We start from the raw sequence: 25061 nt of genomic DNA, 5'->3' as shown, positions 1-25061 counted from the left end.
CTGGGACATGATTCCCGGAGCACCGGCCGGCACGGCCGGATCGCACCGCTCGGCCGCATTCCGTCAGGTGCACCTCCCTCCCGTCTATGAAGATGTGCAGGTTCCCAATGCGGAAAACTCCGATCGATGCAAACCTCGAACTCGGCCGGACCGGTCTCGGCTGCATGTCGATGACGGGCGGCTACGCGCCGGCCACCCGCGACGACCGGGAGTCGATCCAGGTCGTCCACCGGGCGCTCGACCTCGGCGTCGCGCTGTTCGACACGGCGGACATCTACGGGCCGTTCAGCAACGAGCAGCTGCTCGGCCGGGCGTTGCGCGGCCGTCGCGACCGGGCCGTCATCGCCACCAAGTGCGGCCTGGTGCCGGGGCCCGACGGCGCGCTGAGCCGCGACGGCAGGCCCGAGCACATCCGGGCCGCCTGCGAGGGCTCGCTGCGCCGGCTGGGCGTGGACGTGATCGACCTGTACCAGCTGCACCGGGTCGACCCGGCGGTGCCGCTGGAGGAGACCTGGGGCGCGATGGCGGACCTCGTCGCCGAGGGCAAGGTGCGCGCGCTGGGCATCTCGCACGCGACCGTGCCCGAGCTGGCCCTGGTGCACTCGCTGTTCCCGCTGGCCGCCGTGCAGTACGAGCTGTCCATCCTGGCGCCCCAGTTGCGCGCCGACGTGCTGCCCTGGTGCCAGGCCAACGGCGTGGCGTTCGTGGCGTTCGCGCCGATCGGCCGGGGCTACCTCACGGGCGGCGTCGACGGCGTCGGCGTCGGCGACTCCCGGTCCAGCGACCCGAGGTTCACCGCCGACGCGCTGGCGGCCAACCGGCCGATCGTCGAGGGCGTGCGGTCGGTCGCCGAGCGGGTCGGCGCGACGCCCGCCCAGGTCGCGATCGCGTGGGTGCTGGCCCAGGGCGACCGCGTGGTGCCGATACCGGGCACCCGGACGCTGCGCCGGCTGGAGGAGAACGTGGCCGCGCTCGACGTGCGGCTCGGCCCGGAGGACCTCCGCGAACTCGACGCGCTGCCGGTGCCCACCGGCCGGATGCAGTGGGACCGCTGGCGGTCGACCGACAACTTCGGGCGGCGGGTCGGCGCCCGGTAGCCGGCCACCCGCCGCGCAGGCCACCCGCCGCGCAGGCCACCCGCCGCGCAGGCTGGCCGGCCGCCGCGCCGCCCGGACGCGCGACGGCGCCCGCGCGCCGCCGTCCCGCCGGCGGTACGAATCCACCGGGACACCGGTTCCCGGCGAAATCAGCACACCCACCAGGAAGGTTCTGCCCGCGATGACCGCTATCCTCGACAAGGACGAAGTCACCCGGACGGTCGCCGAGACCGCCCGGACGATCTGCGCGGAACAACCGGACGTGCCGGTGCCGGACGGTATTCGCGACCTCGATTCCTTCTCCCTCGTCCAGATCGTCCTCGAACTGGAGAACATCTACGGCGTCAAGCTGATCGAGGACCTTGAGCAGTTCACCGGCGAGGAATTCGAGGATCTGGCGGAAATCATCGTCCGATTGGCCGCGGCCGGCGACGACCGACCGGACGGCGAAAGCCACCGAGCCGACTGAACGAGCGGAAAGGGCCGCGGTGCGAGACTCAGGGGAGAATCCGTGACACAGGGCATCGCCAAGCCGTTGGTCGTCGTGCTCGGCGCGTCGGGGCTGCTGGGCACCGCGGTCACCAGGCAGCTCGCCGACCGGCCGGTGCGGCTGCGGGCCGTCGGCCGCAGGCGGACGGCGGTACCGCCCGGCTGCCGGGCCGAGGTGGAGGTCGTGCGCAGCGACCTGACCGAGCCCGGCGCGCTCGCCGCCGCGGTGGCCGACGCCGACGTGGTGATCCACCTCGTCGCGCACATCGCGGGCCCGGCCACCTGGCGGGTGAGCGCGGGCGACCGGCTCGCCGAGCGGGTCAACCTCGGGCTGGTGCGCGACCTGGTCGACGCCTGCCGGGCACGGCCGCGCGACCGGCCGCCGGTGGTGGTGTTCGCCGGCTCCATGTCGCAGGTCGGCCGGCCACGCTCGGCGCGGATCGACGAGACCCACCCGGACGAGCCGCTGACCGTGTACGACCGGCAGAAGCTGGCCGCGGAGCAGGCGCTGAAGGCGGCCGACGCCGACGGGGTGCTCCGGGCGATCACGCTGCGCCTGGCGACGCTGTTCACGCGGGGCACGGACGGCACGGCACTGGACCGGGGCGTCGTGGCGGCGATGATCCGGCGCGCGCTGGCCGGCCAGCCGCTGACCATGTGGCACGACGGCACGGTCAAGCGGGACCTGCTGTGCGTGGACGACGCCGCCCGCGCCTTCACCGCCGCGGTCGACCACGCGGACGCGCTGGCCGGCGGGCACTGGCTGGTCGGCACCGGCGTGGCCACCGCGGTCGGCGACCTGTTCCGGGCGCTGATCGGGAAGGTGTCGGCGCACACCGGGCAGGCGCCGGTGCCGCTGCTGCGGGTGGAGCCCGCCGACCACTCCAGCCCGACCGACCTGATCGACTTCGTGCTCGACCCCGCCGCGTTCCGGCGCGCCACCGGCTGGGTGCCGACGGTCGCGCTGGACGAGGCGCTGGACCGCGCCGTCGCCGCGGTGGCCGCGGAGGCGGGCGCGCCGGCCGCGTCGTCGCGGTGACCGGCCCAATGCGCGTGCTGTTCACCACGGTCCCCGAGCCGACGGTGTTCCGGAGCACGGTGCCGCTGGCGTGGGCGCTGCTCACCGCCGGGCACGAGGTCCGGGTGGCCGTCCCGCCCGCGCTGACCGGCGAGGTCACGCGGGCGGGGCTGACCGCGGTGCCGGTCGGCCGGGACCGCGACATCTGGCAGTCGTTCGAGACCCGGCCCGCGGAGCTGGCGGCGCTGCGGACGGCGCTGCTCGCGCCGTACGACGCGGCGGTGGAGCCGGACGTGCCGTGGGAGCACCTGAAGGCCGCCTACGACTACCACGTCACGTGGTGGCACAAGATGGACGCCTTCCCGGTGGTCGGCGACCTGGTGGCGTTCGCCCGGCACTGGCGGCCGGACCTGGTCGTCTGGGAGCCCACCACCTTCGCGGGCGCGATCGCGGCCAAGGCCGTCGGCGCGGCGCACGCCCGCCTGCTGTGGGGCCTGGACGTTTTCGGCGTCACCCGCGACCGCTACCTGCGGCTGCGGGCGCGGCAGCCGCGCCGCGCGCGGGGCGACGCGCTGGCCGACTGGCTGGGGCAGCAGGCCGGTCGCTTCGGCGTGGGGTTCAGCGAGGACATGACGCGCGGCGACGTCACGATCGACCCGCTGCCCGACTCGCTGCGCATGTCCGCCGACGTGCGGCGCGTCCCGATGCGCCACGTGCCCTACGACGGGCCCGTGACGACGCCGGCCCACCTGCCCGGCGCGCCGGACCGGCCCAGGGTCCTCGTCGCGCTCGGCGGCACGGGCGGCGAGGCGTTCGGCGGCTACCCGGTGCGCGCGGCGGAGATCCTGGACGCGCTGGGCGACCTCGACGTCGAGGTGGTGGCCGCGCTCGACGGCGACCCGCCGGCCCGGTTGCCCGCCAACGCGGTCGCCGTGCCACCGCTGCCGCTGTCCGCGCTCCTGCCCGGCTGCGCGGCCGTCGTGCACCACCCCGGCCCCGCCGGGCTGGCCGCCGCCGCCCTGCACGGCGTGCCCCAACTGGTGCTGCCCGTGCACGCCGACGACCCGCCGCTGGCCGACCGCGTCGCGGAGCGGGGCGCGGGCGTGGTGCTGCACTCCACCCGCGCGAGCGGGCGGAGCATCCGCGACCACCTGCTGCGCCTGCTCGGCGACGCCGCGTTCGGGCGCGCGGCGGACCGCTTGCGCGCCGAGATGCTGGCCATGCCCGCGCCGCACGAGGTCGTCGGGCGGCTGGTGGCGCTCGTCGCCGGACAACGATCGGGAGGGTGACCGTGCGGGTCCTGTTCACCACCTCCGCGGTGCGGAGCTACCTGCTGACGCTGGCGCCGCTGGCCTGGGCGCTGCGCACGGCGGGCCACGAGGTGCGGGTGGCCGCCCGGCCGGGTTTCGCCGACGTCATCACGCAGGCGGGCCTGACCGCCGTGCCGGTCGGCAGCGACCGCGACCCCTGGGCGCGGGTCTCGCCGGAGCGGATCCAGGCCGCGCGGCCGGGCCTGCGCCCGCCGTACGACGCGGCGGGCACGCCGCGCGACGAGGTCGCGTGGGAGCGCCTGAAGGCCGGGTACGACCGGGAGGTCACCTGGTGGCACAAGGCGGAGAACGTCCCGGTGATCGCCGGCCTGGTGGACTTCGCCCGGCACTGGCGGCCGGACCTCGTGCTGTGGGAGCCCACCAGCTACGCGGGCGCGATCGCGGCCAAGGCGGTCGGCGCGGCGCACGGCAGGTTGCTGTGGGGCACGGACGTCTTCGGCGTCACCCGCGAGCACTTCCTGCGGCTGCGCGAGCAGCGGCCGCCCGAGGACCGCGCCGACCCGCTGGCCGACTGGCTCGGGGCCAACGCCCGGCACCACGGGGCCGAGTACTCCGAGGACATGGCCACCGGCCAGTTCACCATCGACCAGCTGCCCGCGTCGCTGGCCCTGCCGACCGGGCTGCACCGCGTCCCGCTGCGCTACACGCCCCACGGCGGCGCGGCCGTGGTGCCCCGGTGGCTCCGCGAGGACCCGCGGTCGCCCCGGGTCGCGCTGACCTTCGGCCTCGCCGCCACCGACTCCTTCGGCGGCTACACCGTGCCCGTGCAGTCCATTTTGGACACGTTGGGCGAGTTGGACGTCGAGGTCGTCGCGACGATCGGCGACGAGCAGAAGCGCGCGCTGGACCGCATACCGCCCAACGCGCGGGTGGTGCCCTACGTGCCGCTGCACGACCTCGCGCCCACCTGCGCGGCGGTCGTCCACCACGCGGGCGCGGCGACGCTGGCGACGGTGAGCCTGCACGGCGTGCCGCAGCTCAGCCTGCCCTTCCACTTCGACGAGCCGATCGTGGCCCGCGCCCTGGCCGCCCAGGGCGCGGGGCTGACCCTGCCGCCCGACCAGGTCACCGGCACCGCCGTCCGGGACCACCTGCTGCGGCTGCTGACCGAGCCGGGCTTCGGCGAGCGGGCCCACGCGCTGCGCGCCGAGCTGCTGGCCATGCCGGGGCCCGGCGACCTGGTCGGCGCCTTGGAGGAACTGACCGCGAAGCACCGCGTCACCGCCGCCTGAGGAGCACACCGGATGCGCGTCCTGTTCGTCAGCTACCCGGAGAAGACCATCTTCCAGTACTTCGCGCCGATGGCGTGGGCGCTGCGCACCGCGGGCCACGACGTCCGCGTGGCGACCCAGCCGAAGTTCGCCGACGTCGTCACGCAGGCCGGCCTGACCGCCGTGCCGGTCGGCGGCGACCGCGACATCTGGCGGCTGGCCGAGCACCGGACGCGGGAGCGGGACGCGACGCGCGCGGGGCTGCCCGCGCCCTTCGACGTGGTCGACGAGCCGGACCTGATCACCTGGGAGCACCTGAGCGCGGGCTACGCGCGACAGGTCGACTGGTGGTTCCGGATGAAGAGCGTCCCGCTGGTCACCGAGCTGGTCGACTACGCCCGGTACTGGCGGCCCGACCTGGTCGTCTGGGAGCCGACGACGTTCGCCGGCCCGATCGCGGCCAAGGCGGTGGGCGCCGCGCACGCCCGGATGCTCTACAGCGTCGACGTCTTCGGCGTGACCCGCGACCACTTCCTCCGCCTCGGCCGGGACCGGACCGACCGCGCCGACCCGCTGGCCGACTGGCTCGGCGGCTACGCCGACAAGTACGGCTTCGGGTTCGCCGAGGACATGGTCACCGGCCACTTCACCATCGACCAGATCCCCGGCCCGCTGCGGACGCCCGCCGACCTGCACTACGTGCCGGTGCGCTACGTGCCCTACGGCGGGCCGGCCGTGGTGCCGAAGTGGCTGTGGCAGTCCGACGGCAGGCCGAGGGTCGCGCTGACGCTCGGGCTGTCGGCCACCGAGCGGTTCGACGGCTACACGGTGGGCGTCGGTGACATCCTCGACGCGCTGGCCGACCTCGACGTGGAGGTCGTGGCCACCATCGCCGACCGGGTGCGCGACCGGCTCGGCGCGACGCCGGGCAACGCGCGGATCGTGCCGTACGTCCCGCTGCACGCCCTGGTGCCGACGTGCGCGGCGGTCATCCACCACGCCGGCGCGGCGACCCTGGCCACCACCAGCCTGCACGCGGTGCCGCAGTTGGCGCTGCCCTTCCACTTCGACCAGCCCGCGCTCGGCCGCGCCCTCGCCGCGCAGGGCGCGGGCATCGCGATCCACTCGACGGAGGCGACCGGCGAGCACGTCCGGGACGCCGTGCTGCGGCTGCTGCGGGAGCCGGGTTTCCGCGACGCCGCGGTCCGGCTGCGCGACGACGTGCTGGCCACGCCGTCGCCCACCGAGGCCGTCGGCGGGATCGAGGGCCTGGTCGACCGGTACCGCGACGCCCGATGACCGAGCCGAGGGGGAAGCACATGCGCGTGCTGTTCGCGACGTGCCCGAACAAGAGCATCTTCCAGTACTTCGCGCCGATGGCGTGGGCGCTGCGCACCGCCGGCCACGACGTCCGCGTGGCCGCCCAGCCGAAGTTCGCCGACGTCATCACGCAGGCCGGCCTGACCGCGGTGCCGGTCGGCCGCGACACGCCGACGTTGGAGCTGGAGGACCAGGCCGTCCGCGAGGCCGGGCGGGCCGGCCTGCCCCCGCCCTACGACGTGGCCGAGCACCCGGAGAAGGCTTCCTGGCCGTACCTGTCGTCGGCGTACCGGCACAACGTCGAATGGTGGTACCGGGTCGAGAACTTCCCGATCACGGCCGACCTGGTGGCGTTCGCCCGCTGGTGGCGGCCGGACCTGGTGGTCCGCGAGCCCACGACGTTCGCCGGCGCGATCGCGGCCAAGGCGAGCGGCGCGGCGCACGCCCGGATGCTGTGGGGCCAGGACGTCTTCGGCATCGCGCGCGGCGAGTTCCTGCGGCTGCGGGCGTCCCGACCGCCGGGCGACCGCGCCGACCCGCTCGCCGAGTGGCTCGGCGGGTACGGCGAGAAGTACGGCTTCGAGTTCACCGAGGACATGGTCACCGGGCAGTTCACCATCGACCAGTTCCCGGCCTCGCTCCAGGAGTCGGCGGACCTGCGGTACGTGCGCACGCGGCACGTGCCCTACGGCGGGCCCGCCGTCGTGCCGGACTGGCTGCGCGTCCCGCCGTCGCGGCCGAGGGTCGCGCTGACGATGGGGTTGAGCGCGACCGAGCACTACGGCGGCTACGTCGTCGGCGTGGGCGAGATCCTCGACGCGCTGTCCGACCTGGACGTCGAGGTGGTCGCGACGGTCGCCGACGACCAGCGGGACGGCCTGGTGGCGCCCGACAACGCGCGGGTGGTGCCGTACGTGCCGTGGCACGCCCTGACGGCCACGTGCGCCGCGGTCATCCACCACGCGGGCGGGGCGACCCTGGCCACCACCTCGCTGCACGGCGTGCCGCAGTTGGCCATCCCGTTCCACTTCGACCAGACGATCTACGCGCGCAAGCTCGCCGCGCACGGCGCGGGCCTGATGCTCGACACCGGCCGGGCGACGGGGCAGGCGGTGCGGGAGCACCTGCTGCGCCTGCTGGACGAGCCCGCCTTCGGGCGGCGGGCGGAGGACCTGCGCGACGAGATGCTCGCGCTGCCCTCGCCCGGCGAGCTGGCGTCGCGACTGGCCGAACTGTGCTGAAACCCACCGAGGAGCAACCCATGCGCGTGCTGTTCGCCACCGGGTCGGACCGGAGCATCTTCCTGTCCTCGGTGCCGCTGGCCTGGGCGCTGCGCACCGCGGGCCACGAGGTGCGCGTCGCCTGCTCGCCGTCCCTCGCGGACGTGGTCACCGGCGCGGGCCTGACCGCGGTGCCGGTCGGCCGGGACCGCGACAGCTTCTGGCGCGTCACCGGGCCGGGACCCGCGGCCCCGGACGCCGACGCCGCACCGGACGCCGACCGGGGAGCCGGTGCCGCACCGGACGACCCGACGGCCCTGATCCGGCCCTACGACGTGGCCGACGCGCCGGAGAAGGCCACGTGGCGCCACCTGGCCGACGGCTACCGGGACACCGCGGTCGAATGGCACCGGGCGGACGCCGTGCCGATCGTCGGCGACCTCGTGGCCTTCGCCCGGCACTGGCGGCCCGACCTCGTGCTCTGGGACGCGATCACCTACGCCGGCCCGATCGCGGCGAAGGCGTGCGGCGCCGCGCACGGGCGGCTGCTGTGGGGTCAGGACATCTTCGGCGTCACCCGCGACCACTTCCGGCGGCTGCGCGACCGGCAGCCGCCGGAGGACCGGGCCGACCCGCTCGGCGACTGGCTCGCCCGGTACGCCCGCCGGTACGGCTTCGGGTTCGACGAGGACGTGGTCACCGGGCAGTTCACCGTCGACCAGCTCCCGCCCTCGCTGGCCACGCCGGCCGACCTGCGCTACGTGCCGATGCGGTACGTGCCCTACGGCGGGTCGGCGATCGTGCCGAGGTGGCTGACCGCTCCGCCCGAGCGGCCGAGGATCGCCGTGACGCTCGGCATCACCGAGGTCGCCGAGCGGACCTCGTCCTACGCCTCCGGGCTGCGGGAGATCCTGACCGCGCTGTCCGAAATGGACGCCGAGGTGGTGGCGACCGTCGCGGACCCGCGCCGCCAAGGGCTGGACGACCTGCCCGACAACGTGCGCGTCTTCCCACGGGTGCCGCTGCACGCGCTGGTGCCCACCTGCGCCGCGGTCGTCCACCACGCCGGCTTCGGGACGCTCGCGACCACGTCGGCCTACGGCGTGCCGCAACTGGCCCTGCCGGTGGACTTCGACGAGCCCGCGTTGGCGCGCCGGCTCGCCGGGCAGGGCGCGGCGCTGACCATCCCGGCCGACCGGGTCACCGGGCCGGCCGTCCGCGACGGCGTGCTGCGCCTGCTGGGCGAGCCGTCCTTCCGCGAGCGGGCCGGCCTGCTGCGCGACGAGATGCTGGCCATGCCCTCACCCGGCGACGTCGTGGCGCGCCTGGAAGACCTCGCCGCAGCCGCGGTCGACGCCTGAACGGAAGGGAGCCAACCCATGCGCGTGCTGTTCACCACCCAGCCGGGCGGCACCATCCTGAACGCGATGGTGCCGCTGGCCTGGGCGCTGCGCGCCGCCGGCCACGACGTGCGGGTGGCGAGCTGGCCCGAGCTCGCCGACGTCATCACCCGGACCGGGCTGACCGCCGTGCCGGTCGGCCGGACGCAGCACGCGCCGCCGGGCCACGACGACCCGCCGGAGGAGCCCTCCTACCCCGACCACCGGGGCGTGCCCGAGCCGTACGACGTGATCGAGCGACCCGCGGCCGAGATCACCTGGGACGACCTCAAGGCCCGCTTCGACGCCGCGCACGTCACGTGGTTCTACAAGGCGCGCAACTTCCCCTTCCTCGCCGACCTGGTCGACTTCGCCCGCCACTGGCGGCCCGACCTGGTGATCTGGGAACCGATGTCCCCGGCGGGCGCGATCGCCGCCTCGGCCGTCGGCGCGGCCCAGGTCCGCCTGCTGTGGAGCGTGGACTACTTCGGCGCCGCGCGGGACCACTACCGGAGGCTGCGGGACCGGCAGCCGGCGCACGACCGGGTCGACCACCTCGCCGACTGGCTGGCCGCCTACGCGCGCAAGTACGGCGGCCGGTTCTCCGAGGAGCTGGTCACCGGGCAGGCCACCATCGAGCAGCTGCCCCCGTCGCTGCGCGTCGCGGCCGACGTCGAGTACATCCCGATGCGGTACGTGCCCTACGGCGGGCCGGCCACCCTGCCGAAGTGGCTGACCGCGCCGCCCGAGCGGCCCAGGGTCGCCCTGACGCTGGGGCAGGCCGTCGTGGCCGAGCGCCCGGACGGCTACCTGGTCGACCTGTCGGACGTCCTCGACGCGCTGTCCGACGTGGACGTCGAGGTGGTCGCCACGATCGCGCCGGACGCGCAGCGCAAGTTGCGGCGGGTGCCGGACAACGCCAGGGTCGTCCCGTTCCTCCCGCTGCACGCGCTCACCGCCACCTGCGCGGCGGTGATCCACCACGCCGGCATCGGGACGATGTGCACCACGACGCTCGACGGCGTGCCCCAGCTCGCGCTGCCGTGGAACTCCGACCAGCCGGCGCTGGCGCGCAAGCTCGCCGAGCAGGGCGCGGGGCTCGCCATCCCCGCGTACCGGGCGACCGGTGACGCCGTCCGCGACAGCGTCCTGCGCCTGCTGGGCGAGCCGTCCTTCCGGGAGCGCGTCGGCGCGCTGCGCGACGAGATGCTGGCCATGCCGACACCGCACGAGGTGGTGCCCCGGCTGGTGGAACTCGCGGCCGGGTAGGGGGAAGGCGATGCGGGTGCTGTTCACCGTCTGCGCGGACCGGAGCCTGTTCTACTCGATGGCGCCGCTGGCGTGGGCGCTGCGCACGGCCGGGCACGACGTGCGCGTCGCGAGCCAGCCCAACCTCGCCGCCACCGTCACGCAGGCGGGGCTGACCGCGGTGCCCCTGGGCCGCGACCACGCGATCTGGCGGGCGCTGGCGCACGACCCCGGCAAGCGCCGGGAGGTCCGGGCGGGGCTGCTGCCGCCCTACGACGTGGTGGAACGGCCGGACGTCACGTGGGAGCACCTGGTCGAGGGCTACCGGCAGCAGGTCACCTGGTGGCACAAGGCGGAGAACTTCCCCCTGGTCGACCAGCTCGTGGACTTCGCCCGGTGGTGGCGGCCGGACCTGGTGGTGTGGGAGCCGGTCAGCTACGCGGGCGCCATCGCCGCCGCGGCCGCCGGCGCGGCGCACGGCCGCCTGCTGTGGAGCCTGGACGTCTTCGGCGCGACCCGCCGGGAGTTCCTGCGCCGCAAGGCAGACGGCGGCCACGCCGAGGACCCGCTCCGCGACTGGCTGGCCGCGCACGCGGCCAAGCACGGCGTGGCGTTCTCCGAGGAGCTGGTGACCGGGCAGTTCACCGTCGACCAGTTCCCGCCGTCCCTGCGCCTGCCGAGCCCGCCGACCGGCGACGAGCCGCTGTCGATGCGGTACACGCCCTACGGCGGGCCGGCGGTGGTCCCGGCCTGGCTGCGGACGCCGCCGTCGCGGCCCCGCGTCGCCCTCACCTTCGGCATCACCGCGACCGGCCAGTACGACGGCTACGCGGTGAACCTGCGCGCGATCCTGGACGCGCTGTCCGATGTGGACGTCGACGTCGTCGCCACCGTCGCGGACGCCGAACGCGACGGGCTGGGCCGCGCGCCGGACAACGCGCGGCTGGTCCCCTACGTCCCGCTGCACGCCCTCGCGCCGACGTGCGCGGCGGTCGTGCACCACGCCGGACCGGGCACCCTCGCGACCACGTCCCTGCACGCGGTGCCGCAACTGGCGCTGCCCTGGGACTTCGACGAGCCCGCGCTGGCCGCCCGGCTCGCCGCGCAGGGCGCCGGGCTGGTCCTCGACCCCCGCGCCGCGACCGGCGCGACCGTCCGGGACGCGGTGCTGCGCCTGCTCGACGACCCGGCCCTCCGCACCGGCGCGGGGACCCTGCGCGACGGGATGCTCGCGATGCCCACGCCCAACGAGCTGGTCCCGCGGCTCGAAGAACTCACCACCGGGAGGTAGGACCGTGCGCGTCCTGTTCGCCACCGAGCCGGGCTACACCCTGTTCCAGTTCATGGTGCCGCTGGCGTGGGCGCTGCGCGCCGCCGGGCACGAGGTGCGCGTCGCGAGCCAGCCGGACTTCGCGCCGCTGGTCGCCGAGACCGGGCTGACCGCGGTGCCCGTCGGCCGGAACTTCGTGGCGGGCCCGGTCTCCCCCGACGAGCCGGACGACGTGCTGGCCGCGCCGTACGACGTGGCCGACCACCCCGAGCGGGCCACGTGGGAGCACCTGCGGGCGGGGTACCGGCAGCAGCTCGACGAGTTCTACAAGCCGGTGAACTTCCCGGTGATCGGCGGCCTGGTCGAGTTCGCCCGGCGCTGGCGGCCGGACCTGGTGTTCTGGGAACCCGGCTGCTACGCCGGGGCGATCGCGGCCCACGTGGTCGGCGCGGCGCACGCGCGGGTGCTGTGGAGCCGGGACGTCTTCGGCGTCGCCCGCGAGCACTACCTGCGGCTCCGGGACCAGCGGCCGGCGGACGACCGGGAGGACCCGCTGGCCGAGTGGCTCGCCTTCTACGCCGAGCGCCACGGCGTCGACTACGCCGAGGACATGGCGTGCGGGCACTTCACCGTCACCGCGTTCCCCGAGTCGCTGCGCATCCAGGCCGACCGGCTGACCTACCTGCCGGTGCGGCACGTGCCCTACGGCGGCCGGGCGACCGTGCGGCCGTGGCTGTGGCGGACCTCCGGGCGGCGGCGGATCGCGCTCACCCTGGGCAGCAGCGTCGTCCACGAGCACCCCGGCGGGCACGTCCTGGACGTCCGGGACGTCCTCGCCGCGCTGGCCGACCTGGACGTGGAGGTGGTGGCCACCATCGCCGAGCGGGAGCAGCCGAAGCTGGGTCGCGTGCCGGACAACGCCACGGTCGTGCCGTTCGCCCCGCTCGACGACCTCGTGCCGACCTGCGCCGCCGTCATCCACCACGCCGGTCCGGGCACGCTGGCCACCACGTCGCTGCACGGCGTGCCGCAGTTGGCGCTGCCGTGGGAGTTCGACGAGCCCGCCGTCGCCGAACTGCTCGCGCGGCAGGGCGCGGCGCTCACCACGCACGCGACCAGGGCGACCGGCGACACCGTGCGCCGGGACGTGCTGCGGCTGCTGGACGAGCCGTCGTTCACGGCGGCGGCGGGCCGGCTGCGCGCCGAGATGCTCTCGATGCCCACTCCCGCCGAGGTCGTGCGCGACTTGGAAGAACTCACCGACCGGCACCGCGCGGCGCCGGCCGGGCGACGCTGACGGAACCCTCGGAGGCAACCGACCATGCGCGTCCTGCTCATCACCCACCCTGGCAACACCGTCTTCTACCCGCTGGTGCCGTTGGCGTGGGCGTTCCGCGCCGCCGGCCACGAGGTGCGCGTCGCGAGCAACCCGGAGTTCGCCGACACCATCACCCTCGCCGGGCTGACCGCCGTACCGGTGGGTCGCCCCGGCCGCGCGGCGCAGTCCGCCGAGGAGCCCGCCGAGGGTGACGTCGACACGGGCCTCAACCCGCCGTACGACGCGGCCGAGGACCCGGCGAAGATCACCTGGGAGCACCTGCGGGACGGGTACCGCGAGGACGTCCCGTGGTGGTTCACCGCGTTCACCGCGCCGATCCTGGCCGACCTGGTGGCCTACGCCCGCTGGTGGCGGCCCGACCTGGTGGTGTGGGAGCCGACCAGCTACGCCGGGCCGATCGTGGCCGGGGCGTGCGGCGCGGCGCACGCCAGGGCGCTGTGGAGCCTGGACGTCTTCGGCGTCACGCGGGGCCACTTCCGGCGGCTGCGGGACGGCCGACCGCCGGAGGACCGCGACGACGCCCTCGCCGAGTCGTTCACGCGGTACGGGCGGCGGTACGGCGTGGGGTTCACCGAGGACATGGCGACCGGGCACTTCACGATCGACCTGTTGCCGCCGTCGCTGGCCCTCCCGACCGACCTGCCCCGGGTCGGGGTGCGCTTCGTGCCCTACGGCGGGTCGGCGAGCGTCCCCCGGTGGCTGTGGGCGCCGCCGGAACGGCCGCGCGTCGCCATCACCCTGGGCAGCAGCCTCCTCTCCGAGCGGCCCGCCGAGTACGGCTTCGACCTCCAGGACGTGCTCGACTCGCTCGCGGACCTGGACGTCGACGTCGTGGCGACGGTCGCCGACCGGGAGCGGGCGCTGCTGCGGCGCATCCCGCCCGGGGCCACCATCGTGCCCTACGTCCCGCTGCACGCGCTCGCGCCGACCTGCTCGGCGATCGTGCACCACGCCGGCATCGGCACCCTGGCCACCACGTCGTTCTACGGCGTGCCGCAGCTGGCGCTGCCGTGGGAGTTCGACGAGCCGCTGCTGGCCCGCAACCTCGCCGCGCAGGGCGCGGGACTGGCCGTGGACCCCGCCGGGACGACCGCCGGGGACATCCGGGAAAACCTGCTCCGAATACTCCGGGAACCCTCGTTCAAGCATTCCGCCGAACGGCTCGGCGAAGAGATGCGAACGATGCCGTCCCCGCTCGAAGCCGTCCGGGAAATCGAACGGCGCACGGCCGCGCACCGCACTTGATGTGCTATTTTCGGATTATGGGGTCGAGCCTGGTCCACAAAGGAATCAATTACACCGTCGGTCTCAACTACGTCGGTGAGGGGTGCACCCGCGACATCTGGCGGACGGAACTCGTCGAACAGGAGTTGCGGGTGATCCGCGACGAGTTGCACTGCACGGCGGTGAACGTCTACGGCACCGAGGTCCCCCGGCTGGTGGAGGCCGCGACCATCGCGCTGTCCCTCGGGCTCGACGTGTGGCTCCAGCCCCGGCTGTACGACGTCGACGCGGCGGAAACCCTCGACCACCTCGCGGACGCGGCGCGGGCCGCCGAGCGGCTGCGCGCGCGCCACCCGGAGCGGGTGGTGCTCAACGTCGGGTGCGAGTACTCGCTCTACACCGACGGGATCATCCCCGGCGAGGACGCGGCGGCGAAGGGCCTCCCGCTCGGCTCGCCGCGCTGGTGGCCGGTGCTGCCGCTGTTCAACCAGCGGCTGAACTTCCTGCTCGCCAACGCGGCGGCGGTGGCGAGGGCGAATTTCACGGGCCCGCTCACCTACGGGGCGGGCCTGTGGGAGCAGGTCGACTGGACGCTGTTCGACATCGTCGGCTCGAATTACTACCGGCACGAGCACAACGAGGCGAATTACCGGCAGGGATTGCGCCGGCTGCACCGGCACGGCAAACCGGTGGCCGTCCTGGAGTTCGGCTGCGGCGGTTACCGGGGCGCGGAGAAGGACGGCCCGCGGGCGCAGCGCCTGGTCACCTGGGACGCCTCGGCCCACACGTCGGTGCGGGAGTCCGCGCCGCCGAGGGACGAGGCGGCACAGGCCCGCTACCTCGCCGACCTGATCGAGCTCTACGCCGCGGAGGGCGTGTTCGCCGCGTTCGCGTTCGAGTTCATCCAGCCGGCCTCGCCGCACTCGCCGGACCCGCGCCTCGACCTCGACCGGGCGGGCTACACCCTGGTCAAGGTCCACGCCGAGGACGCCGAGCTGCCCTACTCCAGCGGCCACTGGGAGCCGAAGGCCGCCTTCCACGAGGTGGCGAAGCGCTACCGGGCGCTGTGAGGCTACCGGGCGCTGTGAGCGCGGGCGGGCGGGCGGCGCACCTGGTCCGGGCGCTCGTACCGGCCGCTGTGAGCGCGGGCGGCGGTGGGCGTCGGTCGCGCACCGCTCACTGGGCGGTGAGCAGTTGGGTCGCCGCCAGCTCGCGGTAGAGGTCGTCGCTCTCGACCAGGTCGCGGTGGGTGCCGACGGCCCGCACGCGGCCCGCGTCCATCACCACGATCCGGTCCGCGCGGGTCACCGTGGACAGCCGGTGCGCGACCACCAGGACCGTGGTGCGCCGGGCCGCCTGCTCGATCGCCTCGCGCAGCGCCAGCTCGTTCACCGCGTCCAGCTGCGAGGTCACCTCGTCGAGCAGCAGCAGCCGCGGTTTCCGCAGCAGGGCGCGGGCGACCGCGACCCGCTGCCGCTCACCGCCGGACAGGGTGCTGCCGCGGTGGCCGACCCTGGTGTCCAGCCCGTCGGGCAGGCGCGCCACCAGCCCGTCGAGCCGGGTGCTCGCCAACACCCCGGCGAGGTCGTCGTCGGTCGCGTGCTCGACGCCCAGCAGCAGGTTCTCCCGCAGCGTGCCGGCCAGCACCGGCGCGTCCTGCTCGACGTAGCCGATCCCGGACCGCAGGCGGTGCAGCGGCCACTGGCCGAGGTCCACCCCGTCGAGCAGGATGCGCCCGCCGTCCGGCTCGTAGAACCGCTCGATCAACGCGAAGATGGTCGACTTGCCCGCGCCGGACCCGCCGACGAACGCGGTCACACCGCCCGGCGGCACGTCGAAGCTGACGCCGTGGTGCACCGGCGACTCGGTGTCCGGGTACCGGAAGACGACGTCCTCGAACCGCAGCGACGCGCACCGGTCCGCACCGGCGGCCGGTGCCGGGTCCGCCGGCGTCGGCGTGCCGTCGGCCTCGACGTCGAGCCGCTGCACCTCGCGGACCCGGCGCACCGCCGCGACGCCCGCGCTGAACCGCGCCACCGAGTCGATCAGCTCGGTCGCCGGCTCGATCAGGTAGAACAGGTAGAGCAGGAACGCGATGAGCGTGCCGATCGCGGTGTCGCCGGACGCCACCCGCGCGCCGCCGATGCCGAGCACCGCCAGGAACGACAGGTGGATGCCCATCAGCGCGAGCGCGCCCATCGCGCCGTCCATCCCGGCCAGCCGCACGCCGTACTTCCAGGCCCGCTCGGACGCCGCGACGGCCTCCGCCTCCACCCTCCGCTCGACACCCGTGGCCTTGATGGTCCGGAACGCGCCCAGGGCGCGTTCCAGGGTGTTGTTGATGTCGCCCAGCGACTCCTGGACCGTGACGTTGTAGCGGGTGTAGAACGGCGCGAGGAGCCCGACCAGGACACCGCAGACGCCGAGCACGCCGAGCGTCACCAGCACCAGGACCGGCTCCATGACCACCATGACGACCAGGATGGCGATCATCATCAGGGCGCCCTTGACCGAGTCGATCAGGGCGTGGCTGACCGCCTGGTTCAGCAGCGTGGTGTCGGTGCCGACCCTGGACATCAGGTCGCCCGGCGGGAACCGCGCGAACTGGGGCACCCGAAGCCGCAGGATGCGGTGGATCAGGCCGACCCTGGCGTCGCGGACCACCGATTCGGCGGTGCGGCCCAGCAGGAACGCGCCGAGCAGGTTGACCACCGTGCTGCCGAGCACCGCCGCGGTCAACAGCAGGAGCAGCCCCGCCACCGTCTCGCCGCGCTCCAGCGCGTCCACCAACTCCTTGGTGACCAGCGGTTCCACCAGCCCCGTCAGACCGCCGAGGAGGCTCAGCGCGCCGCCGAGCACCACCGCGCCGCGGTACGGCCGGGCGTAGGCCAGCAGCTCCCGCCAGGCCGACAGCGTGAACACGCCTGCTCGATCGGTCTCGGTTTCCTTCCGCTCCACCCGGTTCCTCCAGTCGAAGCCGCACCGGCCGCCGAATCGACACACGGAAAGACGCGAGCACGACCACTGCCCCCGCGGATCCCCTGGCGATCACTGTACCGCCGGCGGCCGCGGCGATGCCGGGCCCGGCGAAGGGTTTCCACCGACGGCCGTCCCGCCGGCGGGACGATCCGCGGTTCCGCCGGGCCCGCGGGCGGGATAGACGCCGGAAAACCTTGCGCACGGCCGGGAATGGCGAAATCCTGGGCGCTCCCCGGCTCCGCGCCGACCACCCGGACCACGTGCCGCGCGCACCGGAAAAGCGCGACACAACGGGAAAGGCGTGGCACACCCGAAAGGCGCGACACGACCGGAAAGGCGTGGCACGACCGGAAAGGCGCGGCGCGACCGGGGAACCGCGTGCTCGCCCCGAACCGGCCCGCCTTGCGCCGCGAGGAAACCGCCCGCGACGCATTCGATCGGATACGCCACCGGAGGTGGATCATGCGCGTCCTGTTCACCACGCTACCCGGACCCACCCTGCTGTACTTCATGGCGCCGCTCGCGTGGGCGTTGCGCATCGCCGGTCACGAGGTGCGCGTCGCGTGCGAGCCGGACTTCGTGGAGACCGTCACGCAAGCCGGGCTCACCGCCGTCCCGGTCGGCGTGGGCGACGAGGAGTCCGCCGGGGACGACGAGGACGACGACGAACCGGAGACCGGTGAGGTGCCGGCGCCCTACGACGCGGCGGTGTCGCCGGGAAGCGTCGAGTGGGAGCACATGCTGACCGGTTACCGGGGATGCACCACCGGGTGGCACCGGCCGATGAACGACGTCCTCACCGCGGACCTGGTCGACTTCGCCCGCCGATGGCGGCCCGACCTGGTCCTGTGGGAGCCCTGCGCCTTCGCCGGGGCCATCGCGGCCAAGGCGTGCGGCGCGGCCCACGCGCGGGTGATGTGGTGCCTGGACGTGTTCGGCGTCGCCCGCGAGCACTTCCTGCGGCTCAAGGCCGAGCGGCCGGCCGGTGACCACGAGGACCCGCTCGCCGACTGGCTCGCGGAGGAGGCCGCCCGATACGGCTTCGAGTTCACCGAGGACATGGTCACCGGCCACTTCACGATCGAGCAGCTGCCGCCCTCGATCCGGCTGCACGCCGAGGGGCTGGACTACCTGCCCCTGCGGTACACGCCCTACGGCGGCCCCGCGACCGTGCCCGACTGGCTCTGGGCGCCGCCCGAGCGGCCCCGCGTCGCGCTCACCCTCGGCCTGAGCCTCGCGGTGGAGATCGACCGCTACGCGGTGGACGTGCAGGGCGTCATCGACGCCGTCGCCGACCTCGACGTCGAACTCGTCGCCACCGTCCACGACAGCCAACGGCACACGTTGACGTCCATTCCGGACAACGTCCGGGTCGTGCCGTACGTGCCCCTGCACCACCTCGCGCCCACTTGCGCCGCGGTGATCCACCACGCGGGCGCGGGCACCCTGGCCACCACCACGCTGCACGGCGTGCCCCAGCTCGCGCTGCCGTGGGAGTTCGACGAGCCGATGATCGCCGACGGGCTCGTCCGGAGCGGAGCGGGCCTGGCGCTGCCGGCGACCGAGGCGACCGGCGCGGCGGTGCGCGAGCGGCTGCGCGGGCTGCTCGACGAACCGGCCTTCCGGCAGGGCGCCGGGCGGCTGCGCGACGAGATGCTCGCCATGCCCGACCCGCACGAGGTCGTCCTGCGGCTGGAGGAGCTGGCCGGGAAGCACCGGAGCGCTCCCGCCGGCGCGTGAGCACCGAAGCGCTCCGCCGGCGCGGGAGCACCGGACCGCGCGCGGGGAGGGGACGCCGGCACCGGCATCCCCTCCCCGACCAGCGGCGGCGGCGCGCGACCCGCGCCACGGGGACCAGGCGTACCCGGTCCTGTCCCGCCCGGTCCCGGTGCGAACCCGCTCCCGGCCGCCCTTCCCCAGTCACACCACCCCCAGTCGTGGTGCCCCGGTGCCGGTGCCCCCCGTGGCAGCGCCCCCAGCGCCGGCGCCCCGGTTGCCCGACCGCGATCCGCGTGCCGTCGGACGCGGAGTCCTCAGTTGCTCGACCCCAGGTGCTTGCTCACCGTCTCCAACGTGGTCGCCGCCGCGTCGTCCAGCACCGCCACCATCCACGCCGTGAAGTCCTGCTCGGTCCTCGACGCGGCCTGCATCCAACGCTGCTTCTGGCTCGGCGGCACGGTCATCTGGATCTGCAACGTCCGATCCGCCGCACCACCGCCCGCGCGGTCGATCTTCCGACTCGCCCGGACGCGGTTGCGCAACTCGTTCCGCGACCAGCCGAAGCGCTCCGCCCGGTCGAGCCACTGGTCCTGCTCGAACGGCGTCAGCGCGGCGAGCTCGGCGTGGTGCTGGAAGCTCAACGCCGACCTCCGGCGGGTGACCGGGTACTGCCTGGCCACCCACGCGTAGTTCCGCAGCGTCTGGTAATCGAGCGAGGTCTGCTCGATCGCCTGCTTGTAGCGGTCCGGGTACTGCGCCTGACCGTAGATCAACCAATCACCCAGCCACCAGGCCGACGACACGGACAGCGCGTTGATCTGGTGACCGATCCTGCTCCACTCGTCCATCGGGAAATCCGGTGGCAGGCTGAAACTCGTCCGCGTCGTCACAGCCGCCTGTGGCAGCACGCGCAGCCCGGCGTACCTCCCCGGCCGCGGCGCTGTGCCGCGACCCGTTCCCCCACCGGCTCCTGGCTCGTCTGGTGTGTCCAACCTTCCTCCCGTGGTGGCACATCGAACCCTTACGCCAGTTCATACGAACGCGGCCGATCGTAAGCTCGGGTGAATACGCCGTCAACTGGCGTGAATAACTGTGGCATTATTTGACTCAACCTAGTTGGCAGCGGGACACGCTTCCCCCACCGGGCAGGAGGTATCGGTGCCGGGTCCTTCCCCGACGCACGATCGAACCCTCGCAGCGAAGATCGACCACCTCTTCCGCACCGTCCGGCCGCCGAGCGGCAAGGAGTACAGCTTCGAGGAGGTGGCCGAGACCGTCCGCGCGGGCGGTGGCCCGACGATCTCGGGCACCTACCTGTGGCAGCTGCGCAAGGGCTTGCGCGACAACCCGACCAGGCGCCACCTCGAAGCGCTGGCCGGTTTCTTCGGTGTCCCGCCCGCGTACTTCTTCGACGACGACACGACCCGGCAGGTCGACGCGGAACTGGCGCTGATCGCCGCGCTCCGCGACGCCTCGGTGCGGCAGATCGCGATGCGCGCCGCCGGGCTGTCCCCGAGGAGCCTCGGCGCGATCACCGAGATGGTGGAGCGGGCACGGGAGATCGAGGGCCTGCCCGACCCGCCGGCTCCGGACCCGCCGGCGGCCGACCCGCCCGCGCACGGGAGCCGCTGACGGCGCGCACCGATCCGGCCGCCCTGCCCGCACCATGATCCACGGTTCGGGCAACATGGGCAGCGGGCACCGAACACCCGGTGCCCGGTGCCCCACCTGGGAGGTTCGTTGAGCGCGCAGCTCAGACGATTGAGGCGCCGTTGTGAGGCCATCGCCCGCAGGTTGCCGCTGCGGACGCCGTTCGACGCCCGCGACCTGTGCCGGAGGGTCGCGGAGCAGCGCGGCAGACCGATCCACCTGGTGCCGATCACCGGTACGAGCGAGGCGCACGGGCTGTGGCTCGGCACCGACACGGCCGACGTCATCCTCTACGAGGACGCGACGGCGCTGCCGCACCAGGAGCACATCATCCTGCACGAGCTGAGCCACCTGCTCTGCGGGCACTACCGCGGGGCGGACCTGCCCGCGGGCGACCTCCGGGTGCTCGTGCCGACCCTCGACCCGAAGACGATCCGCCGGATGCTGGGCCGCACGACCTACGTCGCGGCCGAGGAGCAGGAAGCCGAGCTGCTGGCCTCGATCATCCGGCAGCACGCCGAGGGCACGCGCACCCGGCACCCCGAACCGCACGCGATCAACGACCGGCTCAGGGCGGTGTTCGCCTGGGAGCAGGCCGCGGATGGGTGAGTGGCTGCGGTTCTACGTCCCGGTGGCGCTGGTGTGGGCGGTCGTGCTCGCGCAACTGGTGAGGTTCCGCCGGCCGACCGGCGCCAACGCCATGACGTGGGTCGTCCTGTGCGCCATCGCCGTGCTGCTGACCGTGCAGGCGCCTTACGGGTACCGGATGGCCGGCGCGCTGACCGGGGTGCCGAACATCGGCCGGCTGATCGACCACGCCGGGATGCTGGTCGCCGGCTGGGGCGCGCACAACATGCTGCTGCGCGTCAACTACCCCGGTGCCACCCGGAAGTCGCTGCGGTACGGGCTGTGGGTGGCGGCGGCGTTCGCGGTGATGTGCGCGTGCTTCGCGTTCACCGACGCACCGGTCGACGACGTGCGGTTCGCCGCCCGGTACGCGACGACACCCGGCGTGCTGGAGTACTGGCTCGCGTACCTGGCGGGCCTGCTGCCGCCGGTGGTCCAGACGACCAGGCTGGCCGTCCGGTACGCCGCGATGACCACCGACCCCGCGCTGCGCGTCGGGTTGCGGATGATCGCCGCGGGCACGGTGTGCATGGTGGTCTACCACGTGCACAAGGCGGTGTTCTTCGCCGCGCACCGCTTCGGGCTGGTCTACCCCAAGGCGCTGAGCACGCCGCTGGACCGGTACCCCGTGTTCGGCGCGGCGGTCCTGGTCCTGATCGGCGTCGCGCTGCCCGCGTGGCGGAACGTGGCGCGGGCGGTCGACTGGGTCCGCAACTACCGCACCTACCAGCGGCTCCGCCCGCTGTGGCTGGACCTCTGCCGGACCAGCCCGCACATCGTGCTCGTGCCGCCCCGGCCGAGGTGGGTGGAGCTGTTCGACGTCCGCGACCTGAACCTGCGGGTGTACCGGCGGGTGGTGGAGGTGCGGGACGGCAGGCTCGCCCTCCGGCCGCACCTCGACCCGGAGGTGATCGCCACGGCGGAGGCGGAAGCCACCAGGGCCGGGCTCGTCGGCCGCGAGTTCGACGCGTTCGTGGAGGCGATCACGCTGACCAGCGCCCTGCGCGCCGCCGAGGCCGGCGCGCCGTCGCCCGCGGCGCACTCGCCGGTGCCCACCCCCGGCGGCCGTGACCTGGACAGCGACATCGCGTTCCTCACCGACGTCGCGATCGCCTACCGGCACGTCCGCCGCAAGCCGCCGCCGCGTCCGGTGGAGCGGGGCGTGTGGTGACGGGAACCGCGGCGGCGGCCCCCGCGTGCCGTCGGCGGTCGGATGCGCCGGTGCCCGCCCGAGGTGCCCGGCTCCCCCGAACCCCCTGGTGATCGGGTGCGCGCCCGGAATTGTCGGTGCCACTCGATAACGTGCGCGCAGATCACGGGACGAGGGAGCGAACGCATGTCTGGCACGACGTACCTGGAGCTGTCCGAGGCGAACGGTGGCGCGCACAAGTTCTACGAGGTGCGGGTCGACGGCACCGAGGTCACCATCACCTACGGGCGCATCGGGGAGCAGGGCCAGGTCAGGACCGCGTCCTTCGCCGACCACGCCAAGGCGCTCAAGGCGGCCGAGAAGAAGATCGGCGAGAAGGTCCGCAAGGGCTACGCCCCCGCCGTCAAGGGCGTGCGGCAGCGCCGCCCGGTCAGCAGGCGGCAGATCGTCAGCACGCGCTCGACCGCGCGCCAGGCGCCGGTGCTGTGGCGGTTCGCGTCCGGCGCGCCGGCGTTCGGCATCTTCATCGGCGAGGACCACGCCTGGGTCGGCAACGAGAAGGGCGACGTCTACACCCTCACCCACGACGGCCGGGTCACCGGGCGGTTCGGGTTGCCGGACTCCGTCAAGTGCATCGTGGCCGACGACTTCTGGATCTACGCGGGCTGCGACGACGGCCAGGTGTACGACCTGGGCGCCAAGGTGCCGCGCGTGGCGTACGAGATCGCCGACGACGTCGACATCTACTGGCTCGACATCCACGACGGCGTGCTGGGCGTGTCCGACCGGCAGGGCCGGGTGACGGTGGTGGACCACGAGGACGAGTTCCAGTGGTCGTGCCCGGCCGTCGGCGACAGCGCCTGGATGGTCCGCTGCTCGGCGGAAGGCGTGTTCCACGGCCACTCGCGCGGCGTCACCCACTACACCGGCCGCGGCCACCGCGCGTGGCACGCCGACACCGTCGGGGAGGTGCTGTTCGGCTGGCAGGAACGCACCGAGGTCTTCGCCGGCACCAGCCGGGGCCGGGTGCACCGGTTCGCCAAGTCGGACGGGCGGGAGACCGGGACCTACCGGTGCGACGCGGCGGTGTTCTCCTGCGCGACGTCGCCCGACGGCGAGTTCGTCTTCGCGGGCGACAACCAGTCCTCGGTGTACTGCTTCGCCGCCGACGGGACGCGGCTGTGGAAGCTCGCGACCGGGTGCGGCTCGGCGTTCTCCATGCAGTACCGCGACGAGCGGCTCTACCTGGTGACGACGGACGGTTCGCTCGCGTGCCTCGACGCGAGCCGGGACGCCGTGCGCGCGGCCGAGCAGGGGCAGCTCCCGCAGCGCAAGGACATCAAGGCGGGCAGCATCGACCGCGTCGAGGCGACCGCCGAGGTCGAGGTGGTCTCGCACGTCGCGCCCGGCGAGGGCGTCGTCGTCGAGTGCGTGCAGGAGGGCGGCCGGGTCCGGGTGCACGTCGTGTCCGACGGCTACGACCACACGTGGGGCGTGCAGTTCCCGAAGGACATCCGCGTGCCCGGCGCGCGCTACCTGGTCTCCGAGGTGCTGACCTCGGCCAGCGGGTCGTTCTACCGCACGCGCGGCGAGATCAGGCGCCTGCGCTGACGACGGGAGTCGGTGGCGGCTCCGGTCGACCGGGGCCGCCACCGACTCGGCCCGACGCGGCCGACAGCCACCGAGTCCGCCCGGCGCGCCACAGCCGCCACCCGCCGCCGACTCGGCGCACAGCACTCAAACGCGCGTTCTTCCTTCGCCGCCCTCTCCGCCCCGACCTGCCGCGCCTACCACCAGCGCAAACGCGACGAGGGCAAGAAGCACAACGCCGCCCTGATCTGCCTGGCCCGACGACGCTGCGACGTCCTGTTCGCCATGCTCCGCAACAAGACCCACTACCGCCACCCCGAACCTGCTCACGCCCCGCTGCGGCTTGACAACCACATAGGGACACCCCCGCCGCCGACGCGCGCACAGCCGCCACTCGGCACCGACTTCGCCCCGCTCCCCCACGCGCGGCCCGTCCATCCCGACGTGCGATCACCGACGCGATGCGACCGGCAGGGAGCCACCGATCGCCGCCACCCCACCCACTGCCCCTGCACCGCAACCCACCACACCGCCGTTCGCGCACACCCTCCTTCGCGAGCCCCGGCCCGGCAACCGCCGCGTGGACCGGCGCGCGTCAGGTCAGCGCGCGCAGCGCCTCCCCGGCCTCCGCGATGCGGGCGAGGAGGCCGGGCGGTTCCTCCGCCGAGACCCAGCGCGCGCACGCGACCCGGAACACGGTCACCGCGCTGTGCGCCGCGAGGCCGGCGGTCGGTTCGGCGACGCCGCGCACGTGCAGAGCGCCGGCCATCGTGTCCACCATCGCCGCGAACTTCAGCAGTTCGCGTTCCCGCAGGCTCGGGTGCGCCGCGACGATCCGCGAGCGGCGCACGGCCCGGTCGCGGCGGTCCGCCAGCAGGCCGCCGGCCGCGACCACCCCGGTCAGCGCCGCGTCGAGCGGTGACAGGCCGGTCGGCGCGGTGAGGATCGCGTCGGACATCGCCTGCTGTAGCGCCTCGTCCTCGCTGAACACGACCTCGCGCTTGTCGGTGAAGTGCCGGAAGAAGGTCCGCTCGGTCACGCCGGCCCGCTCGGCGATGTCGACGGCGGTGGTCTGCTCGAAGCCGTGCTCGGCGAACAGGTCCATCGCGGCGGCGACCATCCGCCCGCGCGCACCCGGCTCCCAGCGACTCATGGCCGGGAGTGTAGTGAGGACAGTCCCTGACATCACGCCCGTGGACG

General features: G+C 74.2%; 21 protein-coding genes and 1 pseudogene. 19 read left to right on the top strand and 3 right to left on the bottom strand.

Translation table 11 applies throughout. The annotated features are described in order from the left end of the window. Positions 1-107 precede the first annotated feature (107 nt). From C8E97_RS16550 to C8E97_RS16490, 13 genes are all read left to right on the top strand, one after another. Positions 108-1097 carry an aldo/keto reductase gene (locus C8E97_RS16550; RefSeq protein ID WP_121006507.1) on the top strand — a complete coding sequence of 330 codons (990 nt, stop codon included), beginning with the start codon at positions 108-110 and terminating at the stop codon, positions 1095-1097. Between the two features lie 181 nt (positions 1098-1278). After that, positions 1279-1566, top strand: coding sequence for a hypothetical protein (locus tag C8E97_RS16545; RefSeq protein ID WP_121006505.1), 288 nt, complete (start codon positions 1279-1281; stop codon positions 1564-1566). A 42-nt stretch (positions 1567-1608) separates the two neighbouring features. Further along, positions 1609-2625 carry an NAD-dependent epimerase/dehydratase gene (locus C8E97_RS16540; protein ID WP_121006503.1) on the top strand — a complete coding sequence of 339 codons (1017 nt, stop codon included), beginning with the start codon at positions 1609-1611 and terminating at the stop codon, positions 2623-2625. A gap of 8 nt (positions 2626-2633) precedes the next feature. Further along, complete coding sequence (locus C8E97_RS16535) at positions 2634-3893, top strand: activator-dependent family glycosyltransferase (RefSeq protein ID WP_121006502.1); 1260 nt, start codon at positions 2634-2636, stop codon at positions 3891-3893. After that, positions 3890-5167 carry an activator-dependent family glycosyltransferase gene (locus tag C8E97_RS16530; protein ID WP_342776223.1) on the top strand — a complete coding sequence of 426 codons (1278 nt, stop codon included), beginning with the start codon at positions 3890-3892 and terminating at the stop codon, positions 5165-5167. Before C8E97_RS16535 ends, C8E97_RS16530 begins: the two co-directional genes overlap by 4 nt. 12 nt (positions 5168-5179) lie before the next feature. Further along, the gene (locus tag C8E97_RS16525; protein WP_121006500.1) at positions 5180-6445 is read left to right on the top strand and encodes an activator-dependent family glycosyltransferase; all 1266 of its coding nucleotides are present in this window, start codon (positions 5180-5182) and stop codon (positions 6443-6445) included. After that, positions 6442-7707: an activator-dependent family glycosyltransferase gene (locus C8E97_RS16520; protein WP_342776222.1), complete on the top strand. Its 1266-nt coding sequence runs from the start codon at positions 6442-6444 to the stop codon at positions 7705-7707. Before C8E97_RS16525 ends, C8E97_RS16520 begins: the two co-directional genes overlap by 4 nt. Positions 7708-7727: 20 nt before the next feature. Beyond that, positions 7728-9047: an activator-dependent family glycosyltransferase gene (locus C8E97_RS16515; protein WP_121006496.1), complete on the top strand. Its 1320-nt coding sequence runs from the start codon at positions 7728-7730 to the stop codon at positions 9045-9047. Between the two features lie 18 nt (positions 9048-9065). Next, positions 9066-10334 carry an activator-dependent family glycosyltransferase gene (locus tag C8E97_RS16510; protein WP_121006494.1) on the top strand — a complete coding sequence of 423 codons (1269 nt, stop codon included), beginning with the start codon at positions 9066-9068 and terminating at the stop codon, positions 10332-10334. Positions 10335-10344: 10 nt separating this feature from the next. Beyond that, entirely contained in the window at positions 10345-11604 is a 1260-nt protein-coding gene (locus C8E97_RS16505) for an activator-dependent family glycosyltransferase (RefSeq protein WP_121006492.1), read from the top strand. Between the two features lie 4 nt (positions 11605-11608). Further along, positions 11609-12880, top strand: a complete 1272-nt coding sequence (locus C8E97_RS16500; protein ID WP_121006490.1) for an activator-dependent family glycosyltransferase — start codon at positions 11609-11611, stop codon at positions 12878-12880. Between the two features lie 24 nt (positions 12881-12904). Beyond that, positions 12905-14167 carry an activator-dependent family glycosyltransferase gene (locus tag C8E97_RS16495; protein WP_121006488.1) on the top strand — a complete coding sequence of 421 codons (1263 nt, stop codon included), beginning with the start codon at positions 12905-12907 and terminating at the stop codon, positions 14165-14167. Positions 14168-14184: 17 nt separating this feature from the next. Beyond that, positions 14185-15216, top strand: a complete 1032-nt coding sequence (locus C8E97_RS16490) for a glycoside hydrolase family 113 protein (RefSeq protein WP_121006486.1) — start codon at positions 14185-14187, stop codon at positions 15214-15216. A gap of 106 nt (positions 15217-15322) precedes the next feature. Here C8E97_RS16490 and C8E97_RS16485 read toward each other — a convergent pair whose 3' ends face one another. After that, on the bottom strand, positions 15323-17104 hold the full coding sequence (locus C8E97_RS16485; RefSeq protein WP_121006484.1) for an ABC transporter ATP-binding protein: 1782 nt from the start codon (positions 17102-17104) through the stop codon (positions 15323-15325). 483 nt (positions 17105-17587) lie between these two features. On the opposite strand from C8E97_RS16485, the gene C8E97_RS16480 reads away from it, so the two are divergent. After that, positions 17588-18865, top strand: a complete 1278-nt coding sequence (locus C8E97_RS16480) for an activator-dependent family glycosyltransferase (protein WP_121006482.1) — start codon at positions 17588-17590, stop codon at positions 18863-18865. Positions 18866-19158: 293 nt separating this feature from the next. Here the strand turns inward: C8E97_RS16480 and C8E97_RS16475 are convergent, their stop codons facing one another. Beyond that, positions 19159-19734: an LmbU family transcriptional regulator gene (locus tag C8E97_RS16475; protein WP_121006480.1), complete on the bottom strand. Its 576-nt coding sequence runs from the start codon at positions 19732-19734 to the stop codon at positions 19159-19161. 268 nt (positions 19735-20002) lie between these two features. Between C8E97_RS16475 and C8E97_RS16470 the strand changes: the two genes are divergently transcribed. The 5 genes and pseudogenes from C8E97_RS16470 to C8E97_RS16450 all read left to right on the top strand — a co-directional run. Next, positions 20003-20476 (top strand): helix-turn-helix domain-containing protein, encoded by a 474-nt coding sequence (locus C8E97_RS16470; RefSeq protein WP_121006478.1) that lies wholly within the window; start codon positions 20003-20005, stop codon positions 20474-20476. A 162-nt stretch (positions 20477-20638) separates the two neighbouring features. Next, positions 20639-21103, top strand: coding sequence for a hypothetical protein (locus C8E97_RS16465; protein WP_211347040.1), 465 nt, complete (start codon positions 20639-20641; stop codon positions 21101-21103). Then, the gene (locus C8E97_RS16460; RefSeq protein WP_121006475.1) at positions 21096-22292 is read left to right on the top strand and encodes an MAB_1171c family putative transporter; all 1197 of its coding nucleotides are present in this window, start codon (positions 21096-21098) and stop codon (positions 22290-22292) included. The genes C8E97_RS16465 and C8E97_RS16460 overlap by 8 nt, the downstream gene beginning before the upstream one ends. Before the next feature lie 165 nt (positions 22293-22457). After that, the gene (locus C8E97_RS16455; protein ID WP_121006473.1) at positions 22458-23882 is read left to right on the top strand and encodes a WGR domain-containing protein; all 1425 of its coding nucleotides are present in this window, start codon (positions 22458-22460) and stop codon (positions 23880-23882) included. A gap of 138 nt (positions 23883-24020) precedes the next feature. Continuing rightward, positions 24021-24194, top strand: a pseudogene (locus C8E97_RS16450) (IS110 family transposase); the annotation flags it as partial. Between the two features lie 262 nt (positions 24195-24456). Here the strand turns inward: C8E97_RS16450 and C8E97_RS16445 are convergent. Next, entirely contained in the window at positions 24457-25014 is a 558-nt protein-coding gene (locus C8E97_RS16445; RefSeq protein WP_121006471.1) for a TetR/AcrR family transcriptional regulator, read from the bottom strand. Positions 25015-25061: the final 47 nt, after the last annotated feature.

Source organism: Saccharothrix australiensis, assembly GCF_003634935.1.
GTDB lineage: Bacteria > Actinomycetota > Actinomycetes > Mycobacteriales > Pseudonocardiaceae > Actinosynnema > Actinosynnema australiense.
This window is presented reverse-complemented; position numbering and strand designations above follow the sequence as displayed.

Bases quoted from the DNA above. Each gene is read 5' to 3' on its own strand.
- C8E97_RS16455 (WP_121006473.1), top strand. From the start codon at position 22,458: ATGTCTGGCACGACGTACCTGGAGCTGTCCGAGGCGAACGGTGGCGCG.
- C8E97_RS16505 (WP_121006492.1), top strand. From the start codon at position 10,345: ATGCGGGTGCTGTTCACCGTCTGCGCGGACCGGAGCCTGTTCTACTCG.
- C8E97_RS16445 (WP_121006471.1), bottom strand. From the start codon at position 25,014: ATGAGTCGCTGGGAGCCGGGTGCGCGCGGGCGGATGGTCGCCGCCGCG.
- C8E97_RS16510 (WP_121006494.1), top strand. From the start codon at position 9,066: ATGCGCGTGCTGTTCACCACCCAGCCGGGCGGCACCATCCTGAACGCG.
- C8E97_RS16545 (WP_121006505.1), top strand. From the start codon at position 1,279: ATGACCGCTATCCTCGACAAGGACGAAGTCACCCGGACGGTCGCCGAG.
- C8E97_RS16515 (WP_121006496.1), top strand. From the start codon at position 7,728: ATGCGCGTGCTGTTCGCCACCGGGTCGGACCGGAGCATCTTCCTGTCC.
- C8E97_RS16460 (WP_121006475.1), top strand. From the start codon at position 21,096: ATGGGTGAGTGGCTGCGGTTCTACGTCCCGGTGGCGCTGGTGTGGGCG.
- C8E97_RS16490 (WP_121006486.1), top strand. From the start codon at position 14,185: ATGGGGTCGAGCCTGGTCCACAAAGGAATCAATTACACCGTCGGTCTC.
- C8E97_RS16550 (WP_121006507.1), top strand. From the start codon at position 108: ATGCGGAAAACTCCGATCGATGCAAACCTCGAACTCGGCCGGACCGGT.
- C8E97_RS16495 (WP_121006488.1), top strand. From the start codon at position 12,905: ATGCGCGTCCTGCTCATCACCCACCCTGGCAACACCGTCTTCTACCCG.
- C8E97_RS16525 (WP_121006500.1), top strand. From the start codon at position 5,180: ATGCGCGTCCTGTTCGTCAGCTACCCGGAGAAGACCATCTTCCAGTAC.
- C8E97_RS16535 (WP_121006502.1), top strand. From the start codon at position 2,634: ATGCGCGTGCTGTTCACCACGGTCCCCGAGCCGACGGTGTTCCGGAGC.
- C8E97_RS16480 (WP_121006482.1), top strand. From the start codon at position 17,588: ATGCGCGTCCTGTTCACCACGCTACCCGGACCCACCCTGCTGTACTTC.
- C8E97_RS16520 (WP_342776222.1), top strand. From the start codon at position 6,442: ATGACCGAGCCGAGGGGGAAGCACATGCGCGTGCTGTTCGCGACGTGC.